This window comes from Loktanella sp. S4079, assembly GCF_000967725.1.
Classification (GTDB): Bacteria; Pseudomonadota; Alphaproteobacteria; order Rhodobacterales; family Rhodobacteraceae; genus Yoonia.
In genome coordinates this window covers 285,614-309,715 of record NZ_JXYE01000002.1, presented here as the reverse complement: position 1 = coordinate 309,715, position 24,102 = coordinate 285,614, and the positions used below count along the sequence as shown (strand labels likewise).

33 protein-coding genes and 4 tRNA genes are annotated in these 24,102 nt (G+C 54.5%); 14 read left to right on the top strand and 23 right to left on the bottom strand.

Translation table 11 applies throughout. The features are described 5' to 3' along the window. Positions 1 to 68 precede the first annotated feature (68 nt). Both TW80_RS02675 and TW80_RS02670 read left to right on the top strand, forming a co-directional pair. Positions 69 to 143 (top strand) — tRNA-Gly (locus tag TW80_RS02675). A 136-nt stretch (positions 144 to 279) separates the two neighbouring features. After that, positions 280 to 354 (top strand) — tRNA-Gly (locus tag TW80_RS02670). Between the two features lie 51 nt (positions 355 to 405). Here TW80_RS02670 and TW80_RS02665 read toward each other — a convergent pair. Beyond that, on the bottom strand, positions 406 to 1,035 hold the full coding sequence (locus TW80_RS02665) for a hypothetical protein (RefSeq protein ID WP_052700870.1): 630 nt from the start codon (positions 1,033 to 1,035) through the stop codon (positions 406 to 408). Between the two features lie 146 nt (positions 1,036 to 1,181). Between TW80_RS02665 and hisB the strand changes: the two genes are divergently transcribed. Genes hisB through TW80_RS02645 form a run of 4 tightly spaced genes read left to right on the top strand, consistent with a single transcriptional unit; the run spans position 1,182 to position 3,224 of the window. Continuing rightward, on the top strand, positions 1,182 to 1,769 hold the full coding sequence (gene hisB, locus TW80_RS02660; RefSeq protein WP_045995809.1) for an imidazoleglycerol-phosphate dehydratase HisB: 588 nt from the start codon (positions 1,182 to 1,184) through the stop codon (positions 1,767 to 1,769). Continuing rightward, a complete protein-coding gene (hisH, locus tag TW80_RS02655) occupies positions 1,766 to 2,404 on the top strand; it encodes an imidazole glycerol phosphate synthase subunit HisH (protein ID WP_045995808.1) in 639 nt (212 codons plus the stop codon). The genes hisB and hisH overlap by 4 nt, the downstream gene beginning before the upstream one ends. A 17-nt stretch (positions 2,405 to 2,421) precedes the next feature. Then, complete coding sequence (locus tag TW80_RS02650) at positions 2,422 to 2,895, top strand: lytic transglycosylase domain-containing protein (RefSeq protein ID WP_045995807.1); 474 nt, start codon at positions 2,422 to 2,424, stop codon at positions 2,893 to 2,895. A 2-nt stretch (positions 2,896 to 2,897) separates the two neighbouring features. Then, on the top strand, positions 2,898 to 3,224 hold the full coding sequence (locus tag TW80_RS02645) for a DUF2004 domain-containing protein (RefSeq protein WP_045995806.1): 327 nt from the start codon (positions 2,898 to 2,900) through the stop codon (positions 3,222 to 3,224). Between the two features lie 49 nt (positions 3,225 to 3,273). On the opposite strand, the gene TW80_RS02640 is transcribed toward TW80_RS02645, so the two are convergent. Continuing rightward, complete coding sequence (locus TW80_RS02640; protein WP_045995805.1) at positions 3,274 to 3,660, bottom strand: DUF2147 domain-containing protein; 387 nt, start codon at positions 3,658 to 3,660, stop codon at positions 3,274 to 3,276. Positions 3,661 to 3,798: 138 nt separating this feature from the next. Between TW80_RS02640 and hisA the strand changes: the two genes are divergently transcribed. The 3 genes from hisA (at position 3,799) to TW80_RS02625 (ending at position 5,649) form a co-directional block, all read left to right on the top strand. Next, positions 3,799 to 4,515 (top strand): 1-(5-phosphoribosyl)-5-[(5-phosphoribosylamino)methylideneamino]imidazole-4-carboxamide isomerase, encoded by a 717-nt coding sequence (gene hisA, locus TW80_RS02635; RefSeq protein WP_045995804.1) that lies wholly within the window; start codon positions 3,799 to 3,801, stop codon positions 4,513 to 4,515. Positions 4,516 to 4,585: 70 nt separating this feature from the next. Beyond that, the gene (gene hisF / locus TW80_RS02630) at positions 4,586 to 5,344 is read left to right on the top strand and encodes an imidazole glycerol phosphate synthase subunit HisF (RefSeq protein ID WP_045995803.1); all 759 of its coding nucleotides are present in this window, start codon (positions 4,586 to 4,588) and stop codon (positions 5,342 to 5,344) included. Beyond that, the gene (locus TW80_RS02625; RefSeq protein WP_045995802.1) at positions 5,341 to 5,649 is read left to right on the top strand and encodes a phosphoribosyl-ATP diphosphatase; all 309 of its coding nucleotides are present in this window, start codon (positions 5,341 to 5,343) and stop codon (positions 5,647 to 5,649) included. Before hisF ends, TW80_RS02625 begins: the two co-directional genes overlap by 4 nt. On the opposite strand, the gene TW80_RS02620 is transcribed toward TW80_RS02625, so the two are convergent. From TW80_RS02620 to rlmB, 3 genes are all read right to left on the bottom strand, one after another. Continuing rightward, positions 5,650 to 6,069 carry a CoA-binding protein gene (locus TW80_RS02620; protein ID WP_045995801.1) on the bottom strand — a complete coding sequence of 140 codons (420 nt, stop codon included), beginning with the start codon at positions 6,067 to 6,069 and terminating at the stop codon, positions 5,650 to 5,652. A 173-nt stretch (positions 6,070 to 6,242) separates the two neighbouring features. Next, positions 6,243 to 6,539: a hypothetical protein gene (locus TW80_RS18525; RefSeq protein WP_045995800.1), complete on the bottom strand. Its 297-nt coding sequence runs from the start codon at positions 6,537 to 6,539 to the stop codon at positions 6,243 to 6,245. A 9-nt stretch (positions 6,540 to 6,548) separates the two neighbouring features. After that, complete coding sequence (rlmB, locus tag TW80_RS02610; protein WP_045995799.1) at positions 6,549 to 7,325, bottom strand: 23S rRNA (guanosine(2251)-2'-O)-methyltransferase RlmB; 777 nt, start codon at positions 7,323 to 7,325, stop codon at positions 6,549 to 6,551. A gap of 132 nt (positions 7,326 to 7,457) precedes the next feature. Here rlmB and TW80_RS17985 point away from each other — a divergent pair. Continuing rightward, positions 7,458 to 7,541: transfer RNA gene (locus TW80_RS17985), tRNA-Tyr, on the top strand. A gap of 78 nt (positions 7,542 to 7,619) precedes the next feature. Here the strand turns inward: TW80_RS17985 and TW80_RS02605 are convergent. The 6 genes from TW80_RS02605 to TW80_RS02580 form a co-directional block, all read right to left on the bottom strand. After that, the gene (locus tag TW80_RS02605) at positions 7,620 to 8,624 is read right to left on the bottom strand and encodes an alpha/beta hydrolase (protein ID WP_157033194.1); all 1,005 of its coding nucleotides are present in this window, start codon (positions 8,622 to 8,624) and stop codon (positions 7,620 to 7,622) included. Beyond that, positions 8,617 to 8,895, bottom strand: coding sequence for a DUF4389 domain-containing protein (locus tag TW80_RS02600; protein WP_045995798.1), 279 nt, complete (start codon positions 8,893 to 8,895; stop codon positions 8,617 to 8,619). The genes TW80_RS02605 and TW80_RS02600 overlap by 8 nt, the downstream gene beginning before the upstream one ends. 9 nt (positions 8,896 to 8,904) lie before the next feature. After that, positions 8,905 to 9,873 (bottom strand): Gfo/Idh/MocA family protein, encoded by a 969-nt coding sequence (locus tag TW80_RS02595; protein ID WP_045995797.1) that lies wholly within the window; start codon positions 9,871 to 9,873, stop codon positions 8,905 to 8,907. 123 nt (positions 9,874 to 9,996) lie between these two features. Next, the gene (gene rpoH / locus TW80_RS02590; RefSeq protein WP_045995796.1) at positions 9,997 to 10,893 is read right to left on the bottom strand and encodes an RNA polymerase sigma factor RpoH; all 897 of its coding nucleotides are present in this window, start codon (positions 10,891 to 10,893) and stop codon (positions 9,997 to 9,999) included. A gap of 162 nt (positions 10,894 to 11,055) precedes the next feature. After that, positions 11,056 to 12,084: an RluA family pseudouridine synthase gene (locus TW80_RS02585; RefSeq protein ID WP_045995795.1), complete on the bottom strand. Its 1,029-nt coding sequence runs from the start codon at positions 12,082 to 12,084 to the stop codon at positions 11,056 to 11,058. Between the two features lie 130 nt (positions 12,085 to 12,214). Then, positions 12,215 to 12,291: transfer RNA gene (locus TW80_RS02580), tRNA-His, on the bottom strand. A gap of 150 nt (positions 12,292 to 12,441) precedes the next feature. Here TW80_RS02580 and TW80_RS02575 point away from each other — a divergent pair. Next, complete coding sequence (locus tag TW80_RS02575) at positions 12,442 to 12,636, top strand: DUF6324 family protein (protein WP_045995794.1); 195 nt, start codon at positions 12,442 to 12,444, stop codon at positions 12,634 to 12,636. On the opposite strand, the gene TW80_RS02570 is transcribed toward TW80_RS02575, so the two are convergent. Next, positions 12,620 to 13,078 (bottom strand): MmcB family DNA repair protein, encoded by a 459-nt coding sequence (locus tag TW80_RS02570; protein ID WP_045995793.1) that lies wholly within the window; start codon positions 13,076 to 13,078, stop codon positions 12,620 to 12,622. The genes TW80_RS02575 and TW80_RS02570 overlap by 17 nt on opposite strands. Positions 13,079 to 13,398: 320 nt before the next feature. Here TW80_RS02570 and TW80_RS18255 point away from each other — a divergent pair, with 320 nt between their 5' ends. Then, positions 13,399 to 13,545, top strand: a complete 147-nt coding sequence (locus tag TW80_RS18255; protein WP_204218463.1) for a hypothetical protein — start codon at positions 13,399 to 13,401, stop codon at positions 13,543 to 13,545. 226 nt (positions 13,546 to 13,771) lie between these two features. Here the strand turns inward: TW80_RS18255 and TW80_RS02565 are convergent, their stop codons facing one another. From TW80_RS02565 to TW80_RS02540, 6 genes are all read right to left on the bottom strand, one after another. Next, positions 13,772 to 14,326, bottom strand: coding sequence for an HdeD family acid-resistance protein (locus tag TW80_RS02565; RefSeq protein ID WP_045995792.1), 555 nt, complete (start codon positions 14,324 to 14,326; stop codon positions 13,772 to 13,774). A gap of 83 nt (positions 14,327 to 14,409) precedes the next feature. Then, positions 14,410 to 14,877, bottom strand: coding sequence for a transcription antitermination factor NusB (gene nusB / locus TW80_RS02560; protein WP_045995791.1), 468 nt, complete (start codon positions 14,875 to 14,877; stop codon positions 14,410 to 14,412). After that, on the bottom strand, positions 14,874 to 15,413 hold the full coding sequence (locus tag TW80_RS02555) for a 6,7-dimethyl-8-ribityllumazine synthase (RefSeq protein WP_045995790.1): 540 nt from the start codon (positions 15,411 to 15,413) through the stop codon (positions 14,874 to 14,876). The genes nusB and TW80_RS02555 overlap by 4 nt, the downstream gene beginning before the upstream one ends. Continuing rightward, complete coding sequence (gene ribB / locus TW80_RS02550) at positions 15,413 to 16,543, bottom strand: 3,4-dihydroxy-2-butanone-4-phosphate synthase (RefSeq protein ID WP_045995789.1); 1,131 nt, start codon at positions 16,541 to 16,543, stop codon at positions 15,413 to 15,415. Before ribB ends, TW80_RS02555 begins: the two co-directional genes overlap by 1 nt. 117 nt (positions 16,544 to 16,660) lie before the next feature. Then, positions 16,661 to 17,230: a hypothetical protein gene (locus tag TW80_RS02545; protein WP_045995788.1), complete on the bottom strand. Its 570-nt coding sequence runs from the start codon at positions 17,228 to 17,230 to the stop codon at positions 16,661 to 16,663. Beyond that, positions 17,227 to 17,823: a riboflavin synthase gene (locus tag TW80_RS02540; protein WP_045995787.1), complete on the bottom strand. Its 597-nt coding sequence runs from the start codon at positions 17,821 to 17,823 to the stop codon at positions 17,227 to 17,229. Before TW80_RS02540 ends, TW80_RS02545 begins: the two co-directional genes overlap by 4 nt. A 130-nt stretch (positions 17,824 to 17,953) precedes the next feature. Here TW80_RS02540 and TW80_RS02535 point away from each other — a divergent pair, with 130 nt between their 5' ends. Both TW80_RS02535 and TW80_RS02530 read left to right on the top strand, forming a co-directional pair. Then, the gene (locus TW80_RS02535) at positions 17,954 to 19,219 is read left to right on the top strand and encodes a capsule biosynthesis protein (protein ID WP_045995786.1); all 1,266 of its coding nucleotides are present in this window, start codon (positions 17,954 to 17,956) and stop codon (positions 19,217 to 19,219) included. A gap of 4 nt (positions 19,220 to 19,223) precedes the next feature. Beyond that, complete coding sequence (locus tag TW80_RS02530) at positions 19,224 to 21,224, top strand: capsular polysaccharide biosynthesis protein (RefSeq protein WP_045995785.1); 2,001 nt, start codon at positions 19,224 to 19,226, stop codon at positions 21,222 to 21,224. Here the strand turns inward: TW80_RS02530 and ribD are convergent. From ribD to TW80_RS02505, 5 genes are all read right to left on the bottom strand, one after another. Continuing rightward, entirely contained in the window at positions 21,221 to 22,309 is a 1,089-nt protein-coding gene (gene ribD, locus TW80_RS02525; protein ID WP_275041298.1) for a bifunctional diaminohydroxyphosphoribosylaminopyrimidine deaminase/5-amino-6-(5-phosphoribosylamino)uracil reductase RibD, read from the bottom strand. The two genes, TW80_RS02530 and ribD, sit on opposite strands and share 4 nt — an antisense overlap. Continuing rightward, a complete protein-coding gene (gene nrdR, locus TW80_RS02520; RefSeq protein ID WP_045995783.1) occupies positions 22,306 to 22,773 on the bottom strand; it encodes a transcriptional regulator NrdR in 468 nt (155 codons plus the stop codon). The genes ribD and nrdR overlap by 4 nt, the downstream gene beginning before the upstream one ends. Positions 22,774 to 22,910: 137 nt before the next feature. Next, positions 22,911 to 23,318 carry a secondary thiamine-phosphate synthase enzyme YjbQ gene (locus TW80_RS02515; RefSeq protein WP_045996959.1) on the bottom strand — a complete coding sequence of 136 codons (408 nt, stop codon included), beginning with the start codon at positions 23,316 to 23,318 and terminating at the stop codon, positions 22,911 to 22,913. Between the two features lie 48 nt (positions 23,319 to 23,366). Continuing rightward, the gene (locus TW80_RS02510; RefSeq protein ID WP_045995782.1) at positions 23,367 to 23,600 is read right to left on the bottom strand and encodes a hypothetical protein; all 234 of its coding nucleotides are present in this window, start codon (positions 23,598 to 23,600) and stop codon (positions 23,367 to 23,369) included. A gap of 90 nt (positions 23,601 to 23,690) precedes the next feature. Continuing rightward, a complete protein-coding gene (locus TW80_RS02505; protein ID WP_045995781.1) occupies positions 23,691 to 24,080 on the bottom strand; it encodes a winged helix-turn-helix transcriptional regulator in 390 nt (129 codons plus the stop codon). Positions 24,081 to 24,102 lie beyond the last annotated feature (22 nt).

The following is a 24,102-nucleotide window of genomic DNA, read 5'->3' as shown; positions in this document are numbered from 1 at the left end:
TGAGCGGCGCTTGTCTTTTTCGCTTGCGCACCGCGCGATTGCTTTATAGATCAGCCGCACAAACGGATGCGGGCGTAGCTCAGGGGTAGAGCATAACCTTGCCAAGGTTAGGGTCGTGAGTTCGAATCTCATCGCCCGCTCCAACAAAACAAGGCCTCTCGGAAACGAGAGGCCTTGTTTGTTTTTACCCTCACAATTTCTTTATACTTGCGGAAATTTTCTAATTTCAGGTCTTGCACCTTGTGCGAAGTGTTTGTAAATCACCCCTCACTAACGGACGCGGGCGTAGCTCAGGGGTAGAGCATAACCTTGCCAAGGTTAGGGTCGTGAGTTCGAATCTCATCGCCCGCTCCAGTTAGAAACAAAAAGGTCGCCTTTCGGCGGCCTTTTGTTTTTTGGAAATGCTTACTGAATTGGGTGTAATTGCCCTTCAGAAATGATCCCAATTGGCGCGACATCACGCAATCCGTCACGGCGCGCAAAGGATTCAAACACCGGCATTCGTACATCCTGTTCCGGGGCGCGATCAGCAAAGATAATCGGCTGCTCTGATAAAGCAGGCGTCAGCGCCGCCACATCAGCATATGACGGAATGGCCGGGGTGTTATCGCTCCCGTCGTCGTCATCATTCGCATCCTCGATGGCGTTTTTCGCAATCCGCGCCATCGCAACATCACGATTCGTTACAGAAGCCACACCAAGCCGCCCCAAAAGCCCTGCATCCGCTGATGCACCGACCAAGGCATGCAAGCTTGGGATCAAATCATAGAGCTCATCCGCACGCGCGCCGATCCGTTCGGTGACCAAAATTGTGCTGACATAGGGATTCGCTCGCTCTGCCGATAGGGCCAGCGCGTGGGTCAGCCTTCCATCGAACGCCTCGTCCATGACCAACAGATCCACCACATCCATCCTCACCAGGGCAGCAGCAACATCGTGACGGTCAACACAAAGGATCTGAAACCCTTTCTCGACAAATACCCGCGCGGTAGCCGCCGCCGCGAACGGGTCATTTCGCATGATCAAAGCCTTCATCGGATTCTCCTGACAGGTAAGCAATTTCTGTCACAATACGAATCCAACCCTTAAATATTGATAAAACTAAGCAGAATTCACGCCTAGGCTTGGCCCCTGCCCTTGTTCCGCCTATAGAAACACCCAAACACAGAAGGACGCGCGACATGCGGACAGCAACGATTACTCGCAAAACCGCCGAGACAGAAATCTCGGTGACCGTGAACCTTGATGGGAACGGTGTCTACGACAATGAGACTGGGGTCGGTTTTTTTGACCACATGCTTGATCAACTGTCCCGTCACGCGCTGATTGACATGACGATCCGAGCAAACGGAGATTTACACGTTGATGACCACCACACGGTCGAAGACGTGGGCATTGCAATTGGTCAGGCCCTGACACAAGCACTTGGTGATAAGCGCGGAATCCGGCGCTATGGCAGCTGCCATCTTGCGATGGATGACGCGCAGGTGCGTTGTGCGCTTGATCTATCCGGGCGCCCGTATTTGGTCTGCAATCTGGAACTTCCGTTTGGCAAAATCGGCACATTTGATACCGAACTCGTGCATGAATTTTTCCAAGCGCTCAGCACGCACGGCGGCATCACATTGCACATCGACAAAATTCACGGCTTCAACGCGCACCACATCACTGAGGCTGCGTTCAAATCTGTGGCGCGCGCGCTGCGCGAAGCTGTTGAGACCGACCCACGCAAATCAGACGCGATTCCGTCGACCAAGGGCAGCCTATGATCACTGCGCTAATTGATTACGACAGCGGCAATCTGCACTCCGCGCAGAAAGCCTTTGAACGCATGACCAAAGAGGTCGACGGCGGAGAAATCGTCGTCACCTCTGACCCTGACGTTGTGTCCAAAGCAGATCGTATCGTGCTACCGGGCGATGGTGCGTTTCCGCATTGCCGGGCACAGCTATTTGCGCGTAGCGGGCTGGCAGACGCCGTTGTCGAGGCCGTCACAACCCGCGCGCGACCTTTCATGGGAATCTGTGTTGGTATGCAGATGCTTGCCACGACGGGGCATGAATACGAGGAAACCCCCGGCTTTGGCTGGGTCGCTGGCGACATCCGCAAGATTACGCCGAGTGATCCATCACTTAAGGTGCCACATATGGGTTGGAACGATCTCATTATTGACGCCCCCCACCCGGTGCTTTCCGGCATTCAAAGCGGCGATCACGCTTATTTTGTGCACTCTTACGCAATGCAGGTCGCTAATCCAGCAGAACGGATTGCACATGTGGACTATGGCGGGGACGTAACTGCGATCATTGGACGCGACACGATCATCGGGATGCAGTTTCACCCCGAAAAAAGCCAAGATGCGGGCTTGCGTATGATCGGCAACTTTCTAACGTGGACCCCGTAACAAAGCGGGGTTTACACATGCTTTCTCGACGCTCACTGATTGTCGCCGCACTTAGTTTTGCCGCGGGGTGCGGCCGCCGCGAACGGCAAGACAACACATCGTCGCGGGCGCAAATTCCACTCTATCCGAATGAAACGCCAGAACTGCGCCGACTAATAGATCGTTACGCGCAGATCCACGATATTCCCGTGACCTTGTTGCATCGGGTGATCGTCCGGGAAAGCACGCACAACCCTGCTGCGCGGAATGGTCCCTACTATGGCCTGATGCAAATCCTGCCACCGACAGCACGCACAATGGGCTATCGCGGCGCACCCGAAGGGTTGCTCGATGCAGAAACCAACCTGATGTACGCGGGCAAATACTTGCGCGGGGCGTGGCTGCTGTCGGATGGTGACGAAGAAACCGCCGTAGGCTGGTATGCACGAGGATATTATTACGAGGCGAAACGACGTGGCATGCTCGTCGAAACCGGGCTTCGTGCGGGATAACAATGACGGATCACAACGGTAAAGAAGCAATCGCGCGTAACGAAATTAAGCGCGTTTTTGGCACCCCCGAAGGTGAAGACAATGTTTCGCTTTTTGTCACTCACCACCTCGATGAGTTGTCATCAGAGGAATGGCGCGAAGTTTGCGGAGCGGGAACCCCTAGCGCGCAACAGATTTTATCGTCTCTAGCGTTGGTCTCTAAATGGAGCAGTCAAGACAGCGAAATCATTGATATATTTGACTTTTCACTTCCCAAAAACACGACGCAATATGTGATTTCTGTCGCTTTTGACGGTGACGATATCTCCAAAATCACCATGGAAAGCTGAAAACAAAAGCCCCCTCATCGCTGAAGGGGCTTTGGCAGATTTCGGTGTTTTAGTTCACGCGTGTCCAGTTCTGGCTTGCACAGATCAGACCACCTGCCACACAGCCGCGAAGACGCAAAGCATTGCCGGATACATCCATCTTACCGACGTAAATCTTGTTGTTAGACGGGCGCCATACCTGCCCCTCGTAGGCACCACCACCTTGGGGCACCATGTCGATGACGATCTGACGCCCAAGGTTTGGTGACTGATATTCCCCACCGCTGTTAAATGTGCGCGAAATCGTACCGCAGACGGCATTCCCACATGGGGCTACAGTGACATGAGCGTATGCGCCATCGTCAACTTCGGTCTGCCATACACCAACGGCGTCTTGCGCTTGGGCAGCGCCTGCGATCGTCAAGGCAGCGGCAATCGCCAATATCCGGTTTTTCATATCTATTCCTCCCTAGATCTGCACAAACCATGCATGTGATCCATGATTCCGATCAAGCATGACGTAAGGTTGCGCCACGCGTTGCATTTCCGCAAGCGCCGTGCATAAACACGCCAAGACAATCGAAAGGCGGCACCAATGATCCTTTACCCTGCAATTGACCTCAAAGATGGTAACGCTGTGCGGCTTGTGCACGGGGATATGGATCAGACGACTGTCTTTAACGACGATCCTGCTGCGCAGGCCAAGTCATTTGTGGCAGCCGGTTGCGAATGGCTGCATCTTGTGGATCTGAATGGCGCTTTTGCCGGTGAACCAGTCAACGCAGCACCTGTTGAGGCAATTCTCAAGGCATGCCCCGTACCCGCACAACTCGGTGGTGGCATTCGCGATATGGCAACCATCGAACGCTGGCTCGACAAAGGTTTGGCCCGCGTCATTTTGGGAACGGTTGCTGTCGAAGACCCGGATCTGGTGCGCGAAGCAGCCAAAGAATTTCCCGGACAAGTCGCTGTCGGTCTAGATGCACGTAATGGCAAGGTCGCAACGCGCGGCTGGGCCGAAGAAACAGACGTGATGGTGACGGACCTGGCCAAATCATTCGAAGACGCAGGTATCGCGGCCATCATCTATACCGACATCATGCGCGACGGCGCGATGAAAGGACCCAATATTGACGCAACTGCGGCGCTCGCCAAGGCAGTCAATATTCCGGTGATTGCATCTGGCGGCGTGTCATCAATGGCGGACCTCAGCGCCCTAAAAGATACGGGCGTCATCGCGGGGGCGATTTCTGGCCGCGCGCTCTATGATGGGGCCATTGATCTGGCTGCCGCGCTCAAACTGCTGGCATAGGCGCAAATCGCTTGCGCTTACCACTGCAAACACGCAGGCTCTGCGCTGCACGACAAAGGCAAAGTAACACATGTTAAAAACACGGATTATCCCCTGTCTTGATGTCGCCGAGGGTCGCACTGTCAAAGGCGTGAACTTCGTTGACCTGATTGATGCAGGCGACCCTGTGGAACAGGCGATTGCCTATAATGCTGCGGGCGCGGATGAGCTGGTGTTCCTCGACATCAAAGCGACCCACGAAAATCGCGGCACAATGTTTGATCTTGCCACCCGCACGGCTGAGCAATGCTTTATGCCGCTGACGATCGGCGGCGGCGTGCGCACCCACCACGACGTGCGTGACCTCTTGCTGGCAGGGGCCGATAAAGTCAGCTTTAACTCTGCTGCAGTCGCCAACCCTGACGTGGTTGCCGAGGCTGCGATGCGTTTTGGCAGCCAATGTATCGTCGTCGCCATCGATGCCAAAACCGTGGCACCAGGCAAGTGGGAAATTTTTACACACGGCGGCCGTAAACCCACGGGGATTGATGCCGTCGAATTTGCGCGCACTGTTGTCGAAAAAGGTGCCGGTGAAATCTTGCTCACTTCAATGGACCGGGACGGCACCAAATCTGGATTTAACATCCCCCTCACCCGCGCAATTTCGGATGCCGTTGATGTGCCCGTAATCGCATCTGGCGGTGTCGGAACCCTCGACCACCTTGTCGAAGGCGTCACCGAAGGCGGCGCATCAGCCGTTCTCGCCGCTTCTATTTTCCACTTTGGGACATATACAATCGCCGAGGCCAAATCTCACATGGCTGCGGCTGGTATTCCGGTAAGACAATGACACTTGATGATCTCGCAACTTTGATTGCCTCTCGTAAAGGGGCAGACCCGGAAACCAGTTGGACGGCAAAACTCTTTGCCAAAGGGCCGGAAAAATGCGCCGAAAAATTCGGCGAAGAAGCCATCGAAGCGATTATCGAAGCCGTCAAAGGCGACAAGGCCAAGCTGACCTCAGAAGCTGCCGACGTGATCTACCATTTGCTGGTCATGCTGGCGGCGCGTGATGTTAGCCTCGATGACGTGGTCGCAGAACTTGCCCGCAGGCAAGGCACCTCCGGTATCGCGGAAAAAGCAAGTCGCAGCTAACTATAGCCCTAATCGCGCAATCTCAATTTTTGGGCAACGGTCCTGTACAACCTTGATGCCCTGCGCCTGTGCTTGCTGCGTGGCCTGTGCGTGTTCAACACCTAACTGCATCCAGATCGTTTGCAAGCCGCTCAGATGTGTAAGAGCGTCATGAACGATACCCGGCACCGCATCGGAGGCGCGAAAAATATCTACAAGGTCAACTTGGTCAGGAATGGATGCCAGATCAGCATAGACCGTTTCGCCAAACATTTGCTTACCAGCAAGCCCCGGATTGACGCCAATTACGCGATACCCCTTTTGGACCAAAAATTCTCCGACCATTCGACTTGGTCGTGCTGGATTAGTCGATGCGCCGACCAATGCAATGGTCTTTGCACTACTCAACACCTCACGCAGAAACTCATCAGAATAATGCATTGTATCCCTCATTTATGCCCATCGAAAAAAGCGCCCGGTCAATGCCGGGCGCAGTTTGGAACGAGGGACAGTGATAACAGGCACGCGCGTTCCAGTTGCGCGCCTTCGATACCAATCTATGTCCCAAATTTCCTAACAAAAGAGGCGCTCATCAAATTGTGATCACATTGCGCCTAATCAAAGATGTCGTCAAAAACATCCTCAATCTCATCCCAGATCTTCGAAAACACACGACGGCCAAATCGCGACGGCTTGCGCTTATCTTTGCGTTTCTTTGGTTTGGGTTGGGCCGGGCGGGCGGGCGTCGCCGCAGGCGCGGTCGGCTGTACCGGCGTCAGCGGAATATTTTTCATTGCCTTCAGCGGCGCACCGCAATTTGAACAGCTTAGCTCATGCCGGTCAGAACCGCGCAAACGCAAGGCTGCACGGGTTCCACAATAACAACATGTCGCAATCTTATTCGCCGGCATAAAAGCTACTTAAGCCTTCGCAGCATAAAGTGCTACCGCTGCGGCGTTCGAAACATTCAGCGACCCAAAACCGCCGACGAAATCAATCCGCACAAGCCCATCGCAGGTCTCTCTGGTCTTTTCGCGTAGCCCCGGCCCTTCGGCCCCCATAACAAGCGCAATCGCGCGATCACGTTTACCATCAACTGCGGCTTCGATCGTTTGTTCTGCTTCACCATCAAGGCCCAAAACCAAATACCCCATATCCTGAAGCGCAATAATCGCGTCCGCGAGGTTTCGTACACGCAGATAGGGCTGACGCTCCAGTGCACCGCTGGCCGTCTTGGCCAACGCCCCAGTTTCCGGGGCGGCATGACGCTGCATAGCGACAACGGCGCGCGCACCAAAAACTTCTGCGGATCGCAGAATCGCCCCCACGTTATGTGGGTCTGTCACGCGGTCCAGCAACACGATGCGTGGTGGCTGCGGACCATCCCCCAATGCCACATCCTCAAGCTTGCCCCAATCCAACGGCTTTACCTCAAGCGCGGCACCTTGGTGCACCGACTGCGGATCAAGAGGCGCTGCAAATTTACGTGGGTCCGAGATTTCGGGTTCAATCCCGCCCTTGGCCACAGAATCGCCCAGTCGTTCGAGCGCGTTACGTGTCACAACCAGACGCAATTTCACCCGGTTCGGGTTTTCAAGCGCGTCACGCACCGCATGCAGCCCAAAAAGCCAGACTGTTTCGTTTGCGGCAGCGCGTTTTCCTTGCTCTTTCGCAATGACCCACTTTGGCTTTTTCATCGTTCGCATCCGTTTCTAAGGCTGTTTTGCAGGGGCGATACCGTACAAAACGAACTCTGTGAAGACTTGTCGCAATTTCCGTCACTTTTGCGGTTGACGGGGCATGGGGCCGCAGGTAATCAGCCCCCCAGTGGGCGACAGGCCGCAAGGTGTGGCAGGGGACTGTAACTCCCTCGAGGCGACTCACGCCTGGTTCGATTCCAGGGTCGCCCACCATTTACTGACATATCAGTGCCTTAGATGCGTGAACTCCCGGTGATCCGGTGAGCCACGCACCTAAAGGGTAAGCATTATCTACTCTAGCAATAACCCGCTTCGCCTCAGGCTTGGCAGATCTTTGATTTGACTGAGAATGCTTATCGCGCTTTCCGAGGTCGCCGCAACAAGGTGGTCCGCATGCGATCCATCGCCTTGGTCTGTGAGGTCAATCATGACAACATTCAGCCCCGCGACATCATCAACGGCATTGAGCTGTCCGACCTTTGGACGCCCGCCAATCAAAAAAGAAGATAATCGAAGCGCCCTATCCTTGCCACTAGTCAAAATAATATAGGGATCATCACGCGGCCCGATCGTGTCGACCTGCCTGCGGAAAATATCAGGATCAATATCCGGCGAAAGCAAGACCACCCCGCTGATGTTATTCAGCACGTCTTGTTGGCCGCCAATCGCTAGCTGACGCATCGCCTCCATCGTGAGCTGGGCACCAAGGGAATGCGCCACAAGCATGATCGGCTTTTGGGCGTCATGGGTGATTTGCGCCAGCAAGGCCGTCAGATCATCGCGGGCAAACACCACGCTATCGCGATCATAGACATAAGCCCCTGGGGCAGCAGCCGAGGCCCATGAAAACACGGCCTTTACATCATCAATCGCAAAATCATGTCCCATTTGCGCAAAGCGATAGACAGCCTCAGTGGTCGTCGAATTGTAGCCATGAACAAACAGCGCCACCTCTCGCTCGGGGGCCTGACGTATCTGCGCAATGAACTGTTCGCGCGTGAGCGGATCATATCCCGCTACAGAAAACCCCTGCGCTTGCGCGGTGGTTTCTTCGACCATTCCCGGACGATGGTTTGGCGGAATCGCAACCGCGACATGCGCAAATGATGGCTCGTTAGGACGATCAACACGTATTGGATCGTCCTCGCGCGCTGTGATTTGTTGCGTTGCTAAATAGACGGTCTCTATCACCGCATCGTCGCTCGGCGGCTGAACGACGATTTCATAGGGGCGCGCGCAGGCCTGCGTCAGCAACAGCAGAGAAAAAACACCGCGCGCCCACATAGCATTAGTCAAGCTCTGTCCAAGGCCAAGGCTTCACTTCGCTGGCGGCAACTTGATAGCGTGCAGCCTTTGCCATCCAGACGCCCATGGTGGTGCCAATCTCGGCAAGCTGTTCATTCGGCTCGCGCTTCTTAAACAACATGATCACAAACTGCGCCACCGTCAGCAAGCCAAGCAGAGAACTCGCCATGCTCATCAGCACAGCAATGATCACCATATGAATCAGTCGCATCCAAATGCTTTCGAAATCTGATTCTACATCGCTCTTTTCGTGCTCGGTCATGCCGTTCTCCTATTTTGCGCCTGCCGCAAAGACCATATCCATCATTTTTTGCGTTCCGCGCGAAAATTCAAGTGGGCATTGATACGCGCCACCCGAACGCACGGCCTCACCAAAGTTTTCGACCTGCAAGACATAGTGGTTAACGCCCGGCCAACGCTCTGTCGTCACGACACGCCCATCAACAGTCAGCAAAAGTTCGGCCTGATCAAAGACGTTGGCATTAAACGGACACGTCAGCTGCAGCACACCTTTGTCGCCATGAAATGTCACCTGCTGGCGATTAAACATCCGCATTGAGACAACGGCCGAATAGCTAAAGCTCGGGAAATTCGCGGCAACCTGCGCAAAGACATCAACCCCATTCTCAAGATCAAGCCGCGCATAGGGAATATCAACTGGCTCTTGTCCAGTCACAAATCGGGCTGCACCAAAGGTATAAACACCTATATCACGCAAGCCTCCGCCGCCCGCCTGCGCCTGATTGCGTATATTTTGAACATCATCGTTAAAGTAGGTGAATGTCGCGTCTACGTGGCGCACCGCGCCGATTGCGCCTGATTGCACCAGTTCCTGTGCGCGCGTGAATTGTGGATGATGCACGATCATAAACGCCTCTGCGGCGACACAGCCAGATTCGTTACGCGCCGCGATGAGTTGATCAAAATCAGCGTCGGACAAGGCAATCGGCTTTTCACACAAAACATGTTTTCCGGCCCTAAGTGCTTTGACAGTCCACTCAACATGCAGGTGGTTTGGTAATGGCACATAAACGGCATCAATTTCTGGATCAGCAAGTAGCGCATCATAGCTTTCATGGATCTTTAGCTCAGGCGCAAAAGCCCGGAACGGCTCTGCCTTGCTGGCATTTGATGTCGCCAACGCCACGAGCTGCGCCCCATTGGCGGCGTGAATCGCCGGCCCCATGTGATTCAGCGCAAAATTCGCAGCGCCCAAAATTCCCCAACGAATAACTTTCATCGAATTCTCCTCTTCGCCGCGATGTTAGCGCTAAGTGCCGTAAAGGCAACGGGCACAATGCACCAACAAAAATCCCCGCCGGACGAACCAGCGGGGATCAATTACTTCAACGCGTTGCAGCAATCAGGCGGCAGGCAACATACCGCGTTCGCGCGCAAGTTCCTGCATTTTGACCTGCAGCTTTTCAAAGGCACGCACTTCAATCTGCCGAATGCGCTCGCGACTAACGTCATACTGGCCGCTCAAATCCTCAAGCGTAACAGTCTCATCAGAAAGACGGCGCTGCACCAGAATATCCTTTTCGCGGTCGTTCAAAACGCTCATCGCCTCTGCAAGCAGCTCACGACGCACGTCGAGTTCGTCATGCTCTTCGTAATCGGCAGCAGTATTGGCACTTTCATCCTCGAGCCAATCTTGCCATTGCATGGTCCCCTCACCTTCGGAACCGACCTGCGCATTAAGCGACGCGTCACCACCTGACATTCGGCGGTTCATGCTGATCACTTCGTCCTCGGTCACACCAAGGTCATTCGCAATCCGCTTAACGTTGTCAGGGTGCAAATCACCATCTTCCAAGGCGCCGATCCGCGATTTCGCCTTGCGCAGGTTAAAGAACAGTTTCTTTTGCGCAGAGGTCGTACCCAGTTTGACCAGCGACCAAGACCGCAGGATATATTCCTGAATAGATGCACGGATCCACCACATGGCATATGTCGCCAGACGGAACCCTTTTTCCGGGTCAAAGCGTTTGACCGCCTGCATCAAGCCAACATTCGCCTCAGAGATCACCTCGGCCTGTGGCAAACCGTAGCCGCGATATCCCATTGCGATCTTTGCAGCCAGACGCAGGTGAGACGTCACCATTTTATGCGCAGCGTCCGTGTCTTCGTGGTCGACCCAGCGCTTAGCCAGCATGTATTCTTCTTCTGGTTCCAGCATCGGGAACTTACGAATTTCTTGCATATAACGATTCAGGCCACCTTCTGGGGTTGGCGCTGGTAGATTCTTATAATTGCTCACTGTCTCTGCCCTCCTAATGTTTAAAGGCTTAACATGGATATGGGAACCAAAACGCGGCGTTTCAAGTATGATCCGCGATTTTTCCTTGAATTTAATATGAACCGTTCAGTTTAGTATTGCGAGGGTGTTTTACGTGCGCTCACGCACATGGGACTAAATATTTCAGCCCTTATACCCAAGCGACGCAAGCAGCTCTTGCATATCTTTGGGTAACTCCGCCTCAAACTGCATGAATTCGCCTGTCACCGGATGCTCAAATCCCAATGTCGCGGCATGCAACGCCTGACGATCAAAACCCGCCGCAGCAGTAACGCCGGCCTCGCCCACGACCTTGGGCGACAATTTACGACGCCCGCCATAGGTCGGATCACCGATCAACGCATGCCCACAATGCGCCATGTGAACACGAATCTGATGCGTCCGGCCCGTTTCCAGCCAGCACTCGATCAGCGCGGCGCAGGCAGGCTGACCAAGCGCCGCAACAATACGCGAACGCGTTACTGCGTGACGCCCGCCTGTGAATGACACAGCTTGACGCTGACGGTCGGTCTTGTGACGGCCAAGAAAGGTCTGCACCTTCAGAATATTGCCGGGCTCAAACGACGTCCCCTTGATCCCCCGCAAGCGCGGATCGTTCGCATCAGGCACACCGTAACACACCGCTAGGTAGCGACGTTCAACACTATGGGCCGCGAATTGTTCCGCCAAATGATGATGGGCACGATCAGACTTTGCCGCAACCAACAGACCTGTCGTTTCCTTATCGATCCGGTGCACGACACCTGGTCGCTTCATACCACCGACACCTGACAAGCTATCACCACAGTGATGGATCAGGGCATTCACCAACGTACCGCTGGGCGTTCCGGGCGCAGGATGCACCACCATACCCGCCGGCTTATTAATCACAATCAGATCATCATCTTCATAGACGACGTCCAACGGAATATCTTCGCCTGATATATGGCTTTCGTCTGCAGGTGCGACCGCGACTTTCACCAAAGCACCTTCGGCTACGCGGTGACGCGGATCGGTAACCACATCCCCATTGATCGTCACAGCGCCCTCAGCAATCAACTTTGACAAGCGTGAACGGCTCAATGCCGCCTCTGCCGGGACATCGCGTCCAAGCGCCTTATCCAATCGCGCAGGAGGATTCGCCTGAATCTCAAAAACAATTACGTCAGACATGGTACGACATCCCCTCGCTTTGGGAAAAATACTCCCGCCGGAGGCAGCGACGGGTCAGATTGCGTGGGGTTTGCGTGATTGGCACGAAAATATCAAGCTTCGGCATATCAGGCAGTAAAGTGATTGAGGATGGTACCGCCTCCCCGGCTCGAACGGGGGACCCCTGGTTCCACAAACCAGTGCTCTAACCAACTGAGCTAAGGCGGCAACGAGGCTTGATTTAGCGACCCCTTCCGATGAATGCAATACCTTCTGATCGAAAACTCACCAGTCTTTTGGACATTACAGCAATACCTTTGAACCCTTGCCATCTGGGGCACTGCACATGTAGGAAAAACAAGGAACAGGGGGACCGTTATGGGTATCAACAGCGAACGCGACATCGAAGCCAACATGCAAATCGGACCAACCGACCAAGGTATGGTGCGAATCTTTATCGAAGCAGGTGGCGTGGAAATTCCAATGGATTTCGAAGCGGAAGAAGCCGACGAAATTGCCGAAGAAATCCGCGCCGCAGCAATTGCCGCTCGCGCGCTTACAAAACGGGCTTAAAACGCGGATCACGCGCAGCATGGGCACGGATCGCCGCGTGCCTTGCAAATTTCTGCGTCATTACCTTGCGCCGTGCTGCCGCCAGTTTATCCTCTGGCGCCATGCGAATGATCTCGGCGCCATAGCCGTCAGCCAAGATTAATCCAGTGCCGTCGGGCAAGATTTCGGTTGGAAAATCGGTGTCCACTGCCCAAAAGAACCGATCACACCAATCAAGATACCCCTGCCATTTATTGTCGGACATAAAGTCCACGCGGCTCGATTTGCATTCGATGATCCAAATCTCGCCCTTTGGCCCCAAGGCCATGACATCCACACGCAAACCTTTGGTGGGTACCAACTCTTCGACACTGACGAAATCATGACTGCGCAAGTGACGACAAACACCACGGGCCAAAATCTGGCCCAGCATTTGGGCATTTTCAATTTGTTCATCGGGCATGCGCTAAATGTGAACAATTAGTGAACAAAAATCAACATAGATTCGTCACGTGAAATCGTCGCGCCACCACCACCAGCCTTGCAGGCAACAATTAACCTTATTTCACAGCAATTTACCCACACATGAGCAACAAACCGCTTTTTTGTTATAAATTCCAACCACTAAGCAAATTGCCGCCGATTGGACAATGCGCCGGGCAGCAAAGTTTATGTTCCAAATAAGGCAAATGACGCGGGATCATTGGTGAATTACCATGAAATCTGTCACTTTTTCGTCTGTTTTGGCCTTCATAAATCAAAGGAACCACGAAGGAGCAATGAATGTCACTTTTCCAAGGTATCACCGTTTACGAGGTTTCTATGGCGCTCATCATGGTTGGCTGTGCGGAACGGCTATTGCTCGCCTATGCCCCGATTGAGATGGTTGGGCCAAACGGCTGGCTGATCAAAGGTGACATCGAAGAATAATTCTTTGGGCAGGCACTTGCCCTAGACCTCAATCGCACCTACCTGTTGCCTCGGCGGGTTTCTGCGCTTCTCGTTGTCCCGGGTACAAATCCAGCGGCCTTAAGCAAATCCTAGGGGGCTGGCTCTGTTCTGACCCTGGTCAGTTTACCTGGCACCCACCTGTACATACAGGTCCTCAGGATTAGCTACCCTTACGGCTGCCGCGGTTCTCGCCACCTTACCATTCTTATTGATCAGAAACGTGATTTGCCAAAATCACCAAGGCCAATCCCGTGGTCAGGAAGTTCACGCCGAGCATCACGCCAATCGCCCAAAGCGCCGTTCCAGGTAATCCCACAATTAACAAGACACCAAGCAAGAGCGTAATCACGCCATTTGCCACCAGCCAGCGTGCCCCAGCCCGGCCACGATGCTGCCGAGCGATGTAGGTCTCGAGCATCCCCTGGATCAACAGCGCGCCCCCAAGCAAGATCGTCAGCCCAATCAACCCGGTCAAGGCAAAGAACGCGAGATAGACACCCAAGGCGAGGTGCATAACAGCGATAGCACCGCTCCAAAGGGCGGATTCCCAATGTTTTGCCTGAAACGCATGATAAAGGAGCGCGGCCCCGGTCAAGAGAAATAGCCAACCAAGAAGAACCTTGGCTGCGATCGAAAAGAATAGTGGAAAAAGGATCGCCAATGCGCCCAGCGCGATCAGCACATATCCAGCATTACGGAATTCTCGGCGCAGCTTAAATAACGCCTCTGGTCGCTCGGCATGGTGTTGTTCTTCAGACATTGCTCGCTCCTTTATAGTGCTAAGCTGTGTCCAAATGGGACCAAATTCAAGGTATGCGCCGACCTACCTTCTGTAGGCATAGATCAGAACTTGTCTGGGTGTGCCTCTCGCGCCATGTGATCAAGCACTGCGTTGACGAACTTTGGCTCTTTGGGGTCGTGCGAAAATGCCTCTGACACCGATACAAATTCGCTGATCACAACCTTTGGCGGGGTTTGGCCATTCTTGAACTCTGCACCAGCAGCACGGAATAGCGCGCGGCACGTTGGGTCGATCCGCGCGATGGGCCATTTTGCAACTAACGCGCGGTCGGTCATCTGATCAATTGCCGCCTGTTCGTTCACCGCAGCTTCCATCAGGCTCCGGAACGTTTTCAGATCGCCTTCGATCATTTCAGCATCATCATAGGTCGCGCCAAAACGGTGATCTTCAAATTCGCGGATCACCTGATCGACGGTTTGCCCTGATGCTTCCATCTGAAACAAAGCCTGCACGGCGTAGAACCGTGCGGCAGATTTCATTTTACGCAGTTGGTTGTTCGAAATGGTCATGCTGTTGTCTTGCCGCTTGTGTTACCAGCCAGCAGAATTTCCTGGGTGAAGCCTACCGGTTTGTCAGATTCGCCCCATTTACGGGCGAGCGCGACAAGGTGCAAGGCTGCAGCAGCGGCACCGCCACCTTTATTCATCTCGGCGGGGTCCGCGCGGACAACGGCCTGATCACGATTTTCAACCGTCAAAATCCCATTGCCGATACAAACACCCTGAAGTCCCAACAACTGCAACGCCCGAGAACTGTCATTACAAACAGTATCATAGTGGCTGGTTTCACCCCGAATGACGCAACCAAGTGCAACATATCCGTCGAAATTGCTGAGACGTTCGGCGATCCCAATGGCGGTTGGAATCTCCAATGCGCCCGGAACTTCAACAATTTCCCACGTACCGCCCGCTTTTTCGATTTCTGCCGTTGCGCCCGAGATCTGATGATCCGAGATATCCTTGTAGTAAGGCGAGGCCACGATCAAAATTTTCACCGGCTTCTCAAATTGAGGCAGTGGAATGATGTAGTGAGAAGGTCCGGCCATTATCCGATCTCCGAGATTTTGCGAGTTCCTGTGATTTCCAATCCGTAGGCCTCTAGGCCGACGACCTTGGGCATCGGTGAATTGGTGAGCAGTTCAATTTTATGCAAACCAAGCGTGCTAAGAATCTGCGCCCCCAAACCATATTGGCGCAGCGTCTGCGGAGAGGTTTCCTCATCCAATTCAATTTGCATATGCAGATCGCGCAGCAAGACGAGCGCGCCTCGTCCTTCTTGGGCAATCACATTCATCGCGTCCCCAAATTCATTCCGCCGCCCCTTTGGACCGCCTCCGACAATATCAAGGATCGGGTCAAGTGCGTGCATGCGCACGAGCACGGGATCGTCGGTGGAGATGTCACCCTTGACCAGGGCGATGTGCTCTGCCCCTTGGGTTTCATCGGTGTAAATGCGCATTTCCCAATCGCCACCGAACTCGGACTGGATTTGTTTAACCGCGCGGACACGTACCAAATTGTCGTGCCGACGCCGATAGGCGATCAAGTCGCTGATCGTCCCGATCTTAAGCCCATGGCGCTGCGCAAAAGCGACAAGATCAGGCAAACGTGCCATCTCGCCGTCTTCTTTCATGATTTCACAAATTACCCCAGAAGGGTTGAGGCCTGCCAATCGGGATATATCTACTGCGGCTTCTGTATGCCCAGCACGGACTAAAACCCCGCCCTCACGCGCGCGCAGCGGGAAAACATGGCCGGGTGTCGCAATGTCCGCTGCACCTTTGGAGGCGTCAATAGCCGTGGCAACTGTGCGGGCGCGGTCATGTGCCGAAATCCCCGTGCTCACACCTTCGCGTGCTTCGATGCTAACGGTAAAAGCCGTTTCGTGACGTGACGAATTATGTGAGGCCATCAAAGGCAGCCCGAGCGCGTCAATACGCGCCCCCGGAAGCGTCAAACAAATCAACCCACGTCCGTGTGTCGCCATGAAATTGATAGCATCCGGCGTCGCCATCTGCGCGGGAATAACTAAGTCGCCCTCGTTTTCGCGGTCTTCATGGTCGACCAGAATGAACATGCGGCCGTTGCGAGCATCTTCGATGATGTCTTCAATCTTGCTTATGGCAGTTGACCAATCCCGCTCAACTGGTCCCGGTGTCTCAAAGCTTTGGCTCATGGGTATCCCCGCAAGTTTGTCTGTTCGGATAGCCGCGCTATCGAATTAAATGGTGAGGTGGATCAAGATCCACCCTACGGCTGTCATCACGCGCAGCAATAGCACGTAGGGTGGGTTTTAACCCACCTGCGGCTCAAAGTAGCTTTCAGCAGTGAGATACCCTGCCAGCTTTCCAGCTTCGCACCATCCTCGTTCGATCCCAGTGTCTCCGACCAACACATAACGGTCAGCTGGCACATTCTCGCGACGCGTGATTTGCGCAAAATAATCTCGGGTCTTAGCCCAGCTTTGGCCAAAAGCTGGTGCTTCGTAGGCGCGATCGATTTGCCCGAGGTCCGCCATATAGGCTGGTGACACAGGCCGATGTGTCAGGACGACACGTGCTGTCGCAACGGTTTGATCCAGTTTTTCCCTGCGATCATGCGGGATCGCCTGCCCGTCACGCATCACCTGCAGTGCGTTCGTCGAAAACATGAACCCGATCAAATCGTGCCCCGTACTTGCCCGAATGCCCGCATAGGTCTTGTAGGGCAGACCCAGCTCTGCAGCACGTTTCACGCGCAGGCGAACCACCTCGATCGGCAGCGTCGGCATCAGGGTTTTTCGCGCTTTGGTCCAAACGTGCTTGCGCCAGGATTGACCCGGCTCAACGACACGGCCCGAGTTATGGCCAATACCGGGCATCATGCGAATTCCTGAAGGCGCGCGACATAGCGTGCCATCGTGTCAATCTCGATGTTGATCAGGTCACCCTCGGACACGCGGCCCCATGTCGTTGCAACTTTGGTATGTGGAATAAAGTTGATGCCAAAATCGCTTCCATCGACTTCGTTCACTGTCAGGGATGTCCCGTTCAGTGCAACCGACCCTTTGGGCGCAATAAACTTTGCCAGTTTTGGTGGTGCGCGAAAGGTGACACGGGTGCTATCACCTTCATCGCGGATGCTAATCACTTGCGCCACACCATCAACATGCCCAGAGACAATATGCCCTCCCAGCTCGTCACCGATCTTCAGCGCCCTCTCAAGGTTCAAGTGGTGCCCAACAACCCATTCGCCGACATTCGTCGCGGCAACCGTTTCTGTTGAAATCTCAACGTCAAACCAATTGCGTGGCTCTTTCCCCAAGGCGATCACCGTAAGGCAAACACCATTGCATGCAATTGACGCGCCAATGTCGATACCGTCAACGTCGTAATCTGTCGCGATACGGGCCAACAAATCACCGCGTTGTTCCAACCCAATAATTTCGCCAATGTCTGTGATGATTCCGGTAAACATAAGCAATTCCTTTCGGTGTGACACACCATGACCTAGCCCGTGACACAGCCGCAAGCAAGCGACCCACGCGCAAGAAATCCTTGTCGAACCCGCTTACCTCTTTGACAAGAGAGGCGTATAGCTGGTTCATATGACGATGGCGCGAAACTTTTTATTCCTACAAGGCCCCCACGGCCCATTTTTTCGCCAATTGGGCAAGATGCTTTTGGCGGCAGGTGTTGGAGTCTATCGGGTTGGTTTTAATGCGGGTGATCGCGCATTTTGGCGCGGCGCAGCGCAGTATATTCCTTATCGGGGCGCTACTGCCGATTGGGCCGACACTCTGGACTCACTGATACGAGAACACCAGATCACTGACATCGTTATGTATGGTGACACACGTCCCATCCACGCCGAGGCCGTCCACCAAGCCAAGGCATTCGGCCTGCGTGTTCATGTGTTCGAGGAAGGGTACATGCGCCCTTACTGGGTGACTTATGAACGCGGTGGCAGCAATGGGCATTCCGACCTGATGCAGATCACAGTTCCGCAAATGCGCGAACGTATTGCCCAAAGCGCCTCTGACATTCCAACCCCACCATCGCATTGGGGGGATATGCGCCAGCATATTTTCTACGGGGCGCTTTATCACTGGTTCGTTATGTTCCGGAACAAGAACTACCCGAATTTTCGCCCCCATCGGGCGCTCTCGATCCGGCGTGAAGCGGCATTGTATTCCAAGCGCCTGCTTTTGATGCCATTTCTGGCGATGCAGCGCGCCAATGCCACCCATCGTATCAGATCAGGCGGCTATCCCTACCATATTGCCCTGCTTCAGCTCGAACATGACGCCAGCTTTCAAGCGCATTCACCATTCACAGATATTCGTGCTTTTCTTGAACTGGTCATCAACGGGTTCGCCGAAGGTGCACCTGCGCACCATCATTTGGTCTTTAAGGGGCACCCGCTTGAGAGTGGGCAATCGCCCGTGCGTCGACTTATCCATGAAATCGCAGGCAACTGCGCAGTGTCGTCGCGGGTCCACTATGTTGCGGGTGGCAAACTTGCCACCTTATTGGATCACGCCAAAAGCGCCGTCACAGTCAATTCCACGGCCGGGCAACAGGCGCTCTGGCGCGGTATCCCGCTCAAGATTTTTGGCACCGCGGTCTATGGAAAACCCGAATTCATTTCGGACCAGCAGCTTGCCGATTTCTTTGCCGCCCCGTCGCAACCTGACGCACGCGCCTATCGGGACTATCGGCAGTTTCTACTTCAAACCAGCCAGATCCCCGGTGGGTTCTACTCGACAAAGGGGCGCCGGCAATTGCTGCGCCAACTCGTTGACAAAATGCTAGCCGATCACGGCCCCTACGAGGTAGGTGATCGCACCCGCACGACTTTTGTGAGTAAATAACCCGATGACAACCGACAGCCCCCGCGCGAACCTTTACGTCTATAATGGCGGCTTCCTGACGCAGGGACGCACGAAGCGTATTCTTGAACTGTCCGGCTATGATATTCGCCTAGGCTTGCCACAAGAAGGAGACAAGATTGGCGTTTGGGGTCATAGCCCGACAGCACCGCGCGGCGAACGTGTTGCAGCCCTTAGGGATGCGCCAATCATCCGGGTCGAGGATAGTTTTCTACGTTCAGTCCGACCGGGGCGCGAAGGGTCAGACCCAATCGGGCTCAACATCGACACACGCGCGGTCCATTTCGACCCCTCTCAGAAATCAGATCTCGAAGTGATTTTGGCTGAGCATCCTCTTGATGATACTGCCCTATTGGATCGTGCGCGTGCCGGGATTGAAATGCTCAAATCAGGGCATCTGTCGAAATACACGAATTTCGATCCTGCATTACCCGCACCCGAACCGGGTTATGTGCTGATTATCGATCAAACTCGCAAAGATGCTTCCATCAAAGCCAGCGGATGCGACAGCAATAGCTTTCGCGAGATGCTGTATTACGCACAAACAGAACACCCCACCGCAAGGATCGTGATAAAGACACATCCAGAGACGCGGCTGGGGCATCGTGAGGGGTATTTTACCCAAGAAGACGAGAACGACCGCATTCGCCTTTGCGATGATCCGATCTCGCCTTGGGCGCTAATGGAGGGTGCAATCGCGGTCTACACGGTTTCTTCTCAGCTCGGGTTCGAAGCCATCCTCGCAGGCCACAAACCCATCGTCTTCGGGCAGCCCTTCTATATGGGGTGGGGGCTGACCGAAGATCGGGCACCACTCCAGCGACGCCAACGCAACCTATCGCGCGCGCAGCTTTTTGCCGGTGCGATGCTGCTCTATCCCAAATGGTATGATCCGTTTCATGACCGTTTATGCAGTTTTGAAGAGGCCGCAGCCACATTAACAGCTACAACACGCGAATGGCGTGAGGATCATCAAGGTTGGGTCGCCGCCGATATGCGCCCATGGAAACGCACGCCACTGCAAAAATTCTTTGGCAGCCACCAAAGGCTGATCTTTGCCAAAGGAAACTCTGCCACAACCAAAGCGCGGAGCAAGAACCGCCAGCTGATGCGATGGGCAAACACAGGTGCAACCGATGCCGTACTGGCAGAGGACGGCTTTTTACGCTCGCGCGGTTTGGGCGCCGATCTGATCGCGCCAATGAGCCTCGTTTTGGATGATCGCGGCATTTATTATGACGCGACCCGTGAAAGCAAACTCGAAGCGTTGATCAATAAGTCAGAGTCCCTTAGCGCCTCAGAACGCGCCCGCAGTGCTGCGCTCATCCAGCGTATTATCGACGCGCATTTATCAAAATATAACCTCAGCCGCCCTGCCCCGATTGACCTGCCAAAGGGGCGGCGCATCCTTGTCCCCGGACAGGTCGAAGACGATGCATCGATCAAGAAAGGATGCACCAACATCGCCAGCAACGCCGCCCTGCTCAAGGCGGCACGCGATGCAAATCCCGCTGCGATTATCGGCTATAAACCCCATCCAGATGTCGAAACCGGCCTACGTCCCGGCGCACTTACAAACGCACATGAGTGGGCGGATGTTGTTTTGGACGACACCGATCCAATTGCTGCGCTCGATCATGTGGATGAGGTTTGGACCATGACGTCACTCATCGGGTTTGAGGCCCTATTGCGCGGTAAAAAGGTAACCTGTTTGGGCATGCCTTTTTACGCAGGCTGGGGGCTGACCGATGATCGTTCGGTTCCGATTGCGCGACGGGTCGCACGACCGGATATAATCGCATTGGCGCATGCCACATTGATTGCCTACCCGCGCTACTATGACCCCATGACGCAGCTGCCCTGCCCCGTCGAAGTCGTCGTTGACCGGCTGGAAAACAACGACATCCCCGCGCCCGGTCGGATGAACCGGATTGTTGCCAAAGCCCAAGGATTATTTGCGAGTTTCGCCCCACTCTGGCGACGCTAAACACGTTGCCAACGATGCAAAACATCATGACCGATCGGTTGCACCGATTTTAGCTGAAACTTTGGCGCATGCGCGAGACGATCAACGCCCATCGCGGCGAGCAATGGCGTGCCTTCGGCACCAATTGCCATCCCCGCCGTAAAGACCGCTAGCTCATCAACAAGCCCAGCATTTAACAGCGACGCGGCAAGCATCCCGCCGCCCTCGCAAAAGACCCGCGTGATCCCCTGTCCGGCAAGCGCCGACATCACATCATGTGGGTTAACTTGCCCCGCTGAGATACCACAGGGCAAGCTGAGCGCACCCTGATCAAGCCAAGGCGTCACATCGCTGTTCTTGCCGTGGCACAGCCAAACCGGCACATCACGCGCCCCGCGTCCCAAATTGCAATCGGGGGAGATTTTGACGCCGCGCGAAACCACCACACGCACAGGTTGGCGCGTAATGCCAAGCCCCCGTACCGTAAGTGTCGGATCATCGGCACGTACCGTTCCCGCACCGACCATAACGGCATCATGACGGGCCCGCATCATGTGAACAGCGCGACGCGCATCAGGCCCTGTAATCCACTGGCTTTCGCCCGTTGCCGTGGCGATGCGGCCATCGACAGTCCCGGCGAGCTTAAGCGTCACAAAGGGGCGATTTTCGGTGATCCGCATTAAGAAACCAGCGTGATCCCGCTGCGCTTCTTCCGCGAGTATTCCAGTCGTTACCGCAATCCCAGCGTCTTGGAGCATGGCAATCCCGCGCCCAGACACCCGCGGATCAGGATCACCCAAGGCAATCACCACACGCGAAATGCCCGCATTGATCAGCGCATTGGCGCAGGGCGGGGTTTTCCCAATATGCGAGCAGGGTTCGAGCGTCACATATGCCGTTGCGTCACGCGCCAATGATCCCGCCTGCGCCAACGCCGCGACCTCTGCATGCGGACGCCCCCCATCAGCCGTGCGACCACGGCCAATGATAATGCCGTCTTTGACGATCACGCAGCCTACAGCCGGGTTGGGCCAAACACGTCCCATCCCACGTCGCCCCAGCCCTAGGGCAATCGCCATATATCGGGCGTCAGTTTGGTTGGTCACTCTTCTGGCAGCGCGTCAGGACGCAACTCGCTCACGAATTTATCGAAATCATCCGCAGCTTGGAAATTCTTATACACGCTGGCAAAGCGTACATAGGCGACGGTATCAATCCGTGCGAGGCTTTCCATCACGATCTCGCCAATTGTGCCGGACGGGATGTCCGTATCGCCAAGGCTTTCAAGGCGACGCACAATGCCGCTAATCATCTGATCAATACGATCAGGTTCGACGGGGCGCTTTTGCAATGCGATACGAATAGAGCGCTCCAATTTCGGCCGGTCGAAGTCTTCGCGACGCCCATTGGTCTTAATCACCACCAGATCGCGCAACTGCACACGTTCATACGTGGTAAACCGCCCACCACAGGCCGGACATAAACGACGACGCCGAATAGCAGAATGATCTTCTGCTGGTCGAGAATCTTTCACTTGAGTGTCAACATTTCCGCAAAAGGGGCAACGCATGTCCGGTCCTTGTCAGCTAGCACTTGGGCGTGTCGCCCAGTTATCCACAGGCACTATATGAAGCTCCGTAGGTTTTGGGTAGAGGGCAATTTGAAACGCTAGATACAGCGCAAAACCGTGACCCAAGGGACTCACTTCTAGGCTGATAGATGGGCAACGACGCGCCGCCGATGCGGGGCATCTCGGTGTTCGAACAAGTAAATGCCCTGCCACGTCCCCAGTGCAAGCCGGCCATTGGACACCGGAATACTTAGCTGAACAGGTAACAATGCAGCCTTGATATGCGCGGGCATGTCATCTGGCCCCTCATATGTATGGGTCAGATAAGACATGCTAGGATCGGTCGTTGGCGGGACCAATCGATGGAAAAAGTTTTGCATATCCACCCGCACCTCAGCATCCGCATTCTCTTGGATCAGCAAACTGGCCGAAGTGTGCTGCACAAAAAGTGTAAGTAATCCGGCGCCTTGAACCCAATCGTTTACATCATTGGTGAATTCATAGAGGCCCGGGCCACGCGTGGAAATCTGAAATACTGTCTGCATAAGGCGCAATGTGCGACCAATCTCGAGCACGTGCAAGTCAGCTTTGCGCTAGAAACCAACCGCGTGACATTCGCCCGAAGGGATCGCATCGGCACTGCTGGGATCCGGCAGAATTTCCATCTCGCAAACCTCGGCAGTCTGTTCCGCCTGATGATCTAGCAAAGCGTCGCTTTCCAGCTCTGACAACATATGCGGCGCAGGCTCTACCGCATATCCATGCAGCGAAGACGCGAGTAAGACAGCAAATGTAACGGTTAGCGGTGTGACAGCTTGATGACGCATCGGACAATCCCCTCTCTGACTTCGAGGTAAGCACGCCGCCCTTCCGTTCAATCTGCACAAACGGCCTCTGGGTTGCGCGTAGCTGCACAGCTATCCGTGATCAAATTTTTCACGTGCCTCTTGAATTGCACTGATGTGATCATCGGCCCAGTCGATAAGCTGCTCAAGAGGAACCAAAAATGATCGCCCCATATCGGTCAGACTGTATTCAACGCTTGGCGGTTTGGTATCAAAAACACGCCGGTTCACCATGCCGTCACGCTCTAGATCACGTAGTGATTGGGTTAACATCCGCTTCGAAATATCCGGCAATGCCCGACCTATGGCGTTAAATCTCTGCGGGCCTTTGCATAGCTCGAGCAATATAAGCGTCGTCCATTTTGCGGCCACGTGATCAAGAACCACGCGCACCGGACAGTTGTTTAGATCAAAACCCTGTGCCTGCCAGTGTTCCAACCTGTCAGCATTCAGATCACGCATGATGGTTCCCTCTGTGTAACCT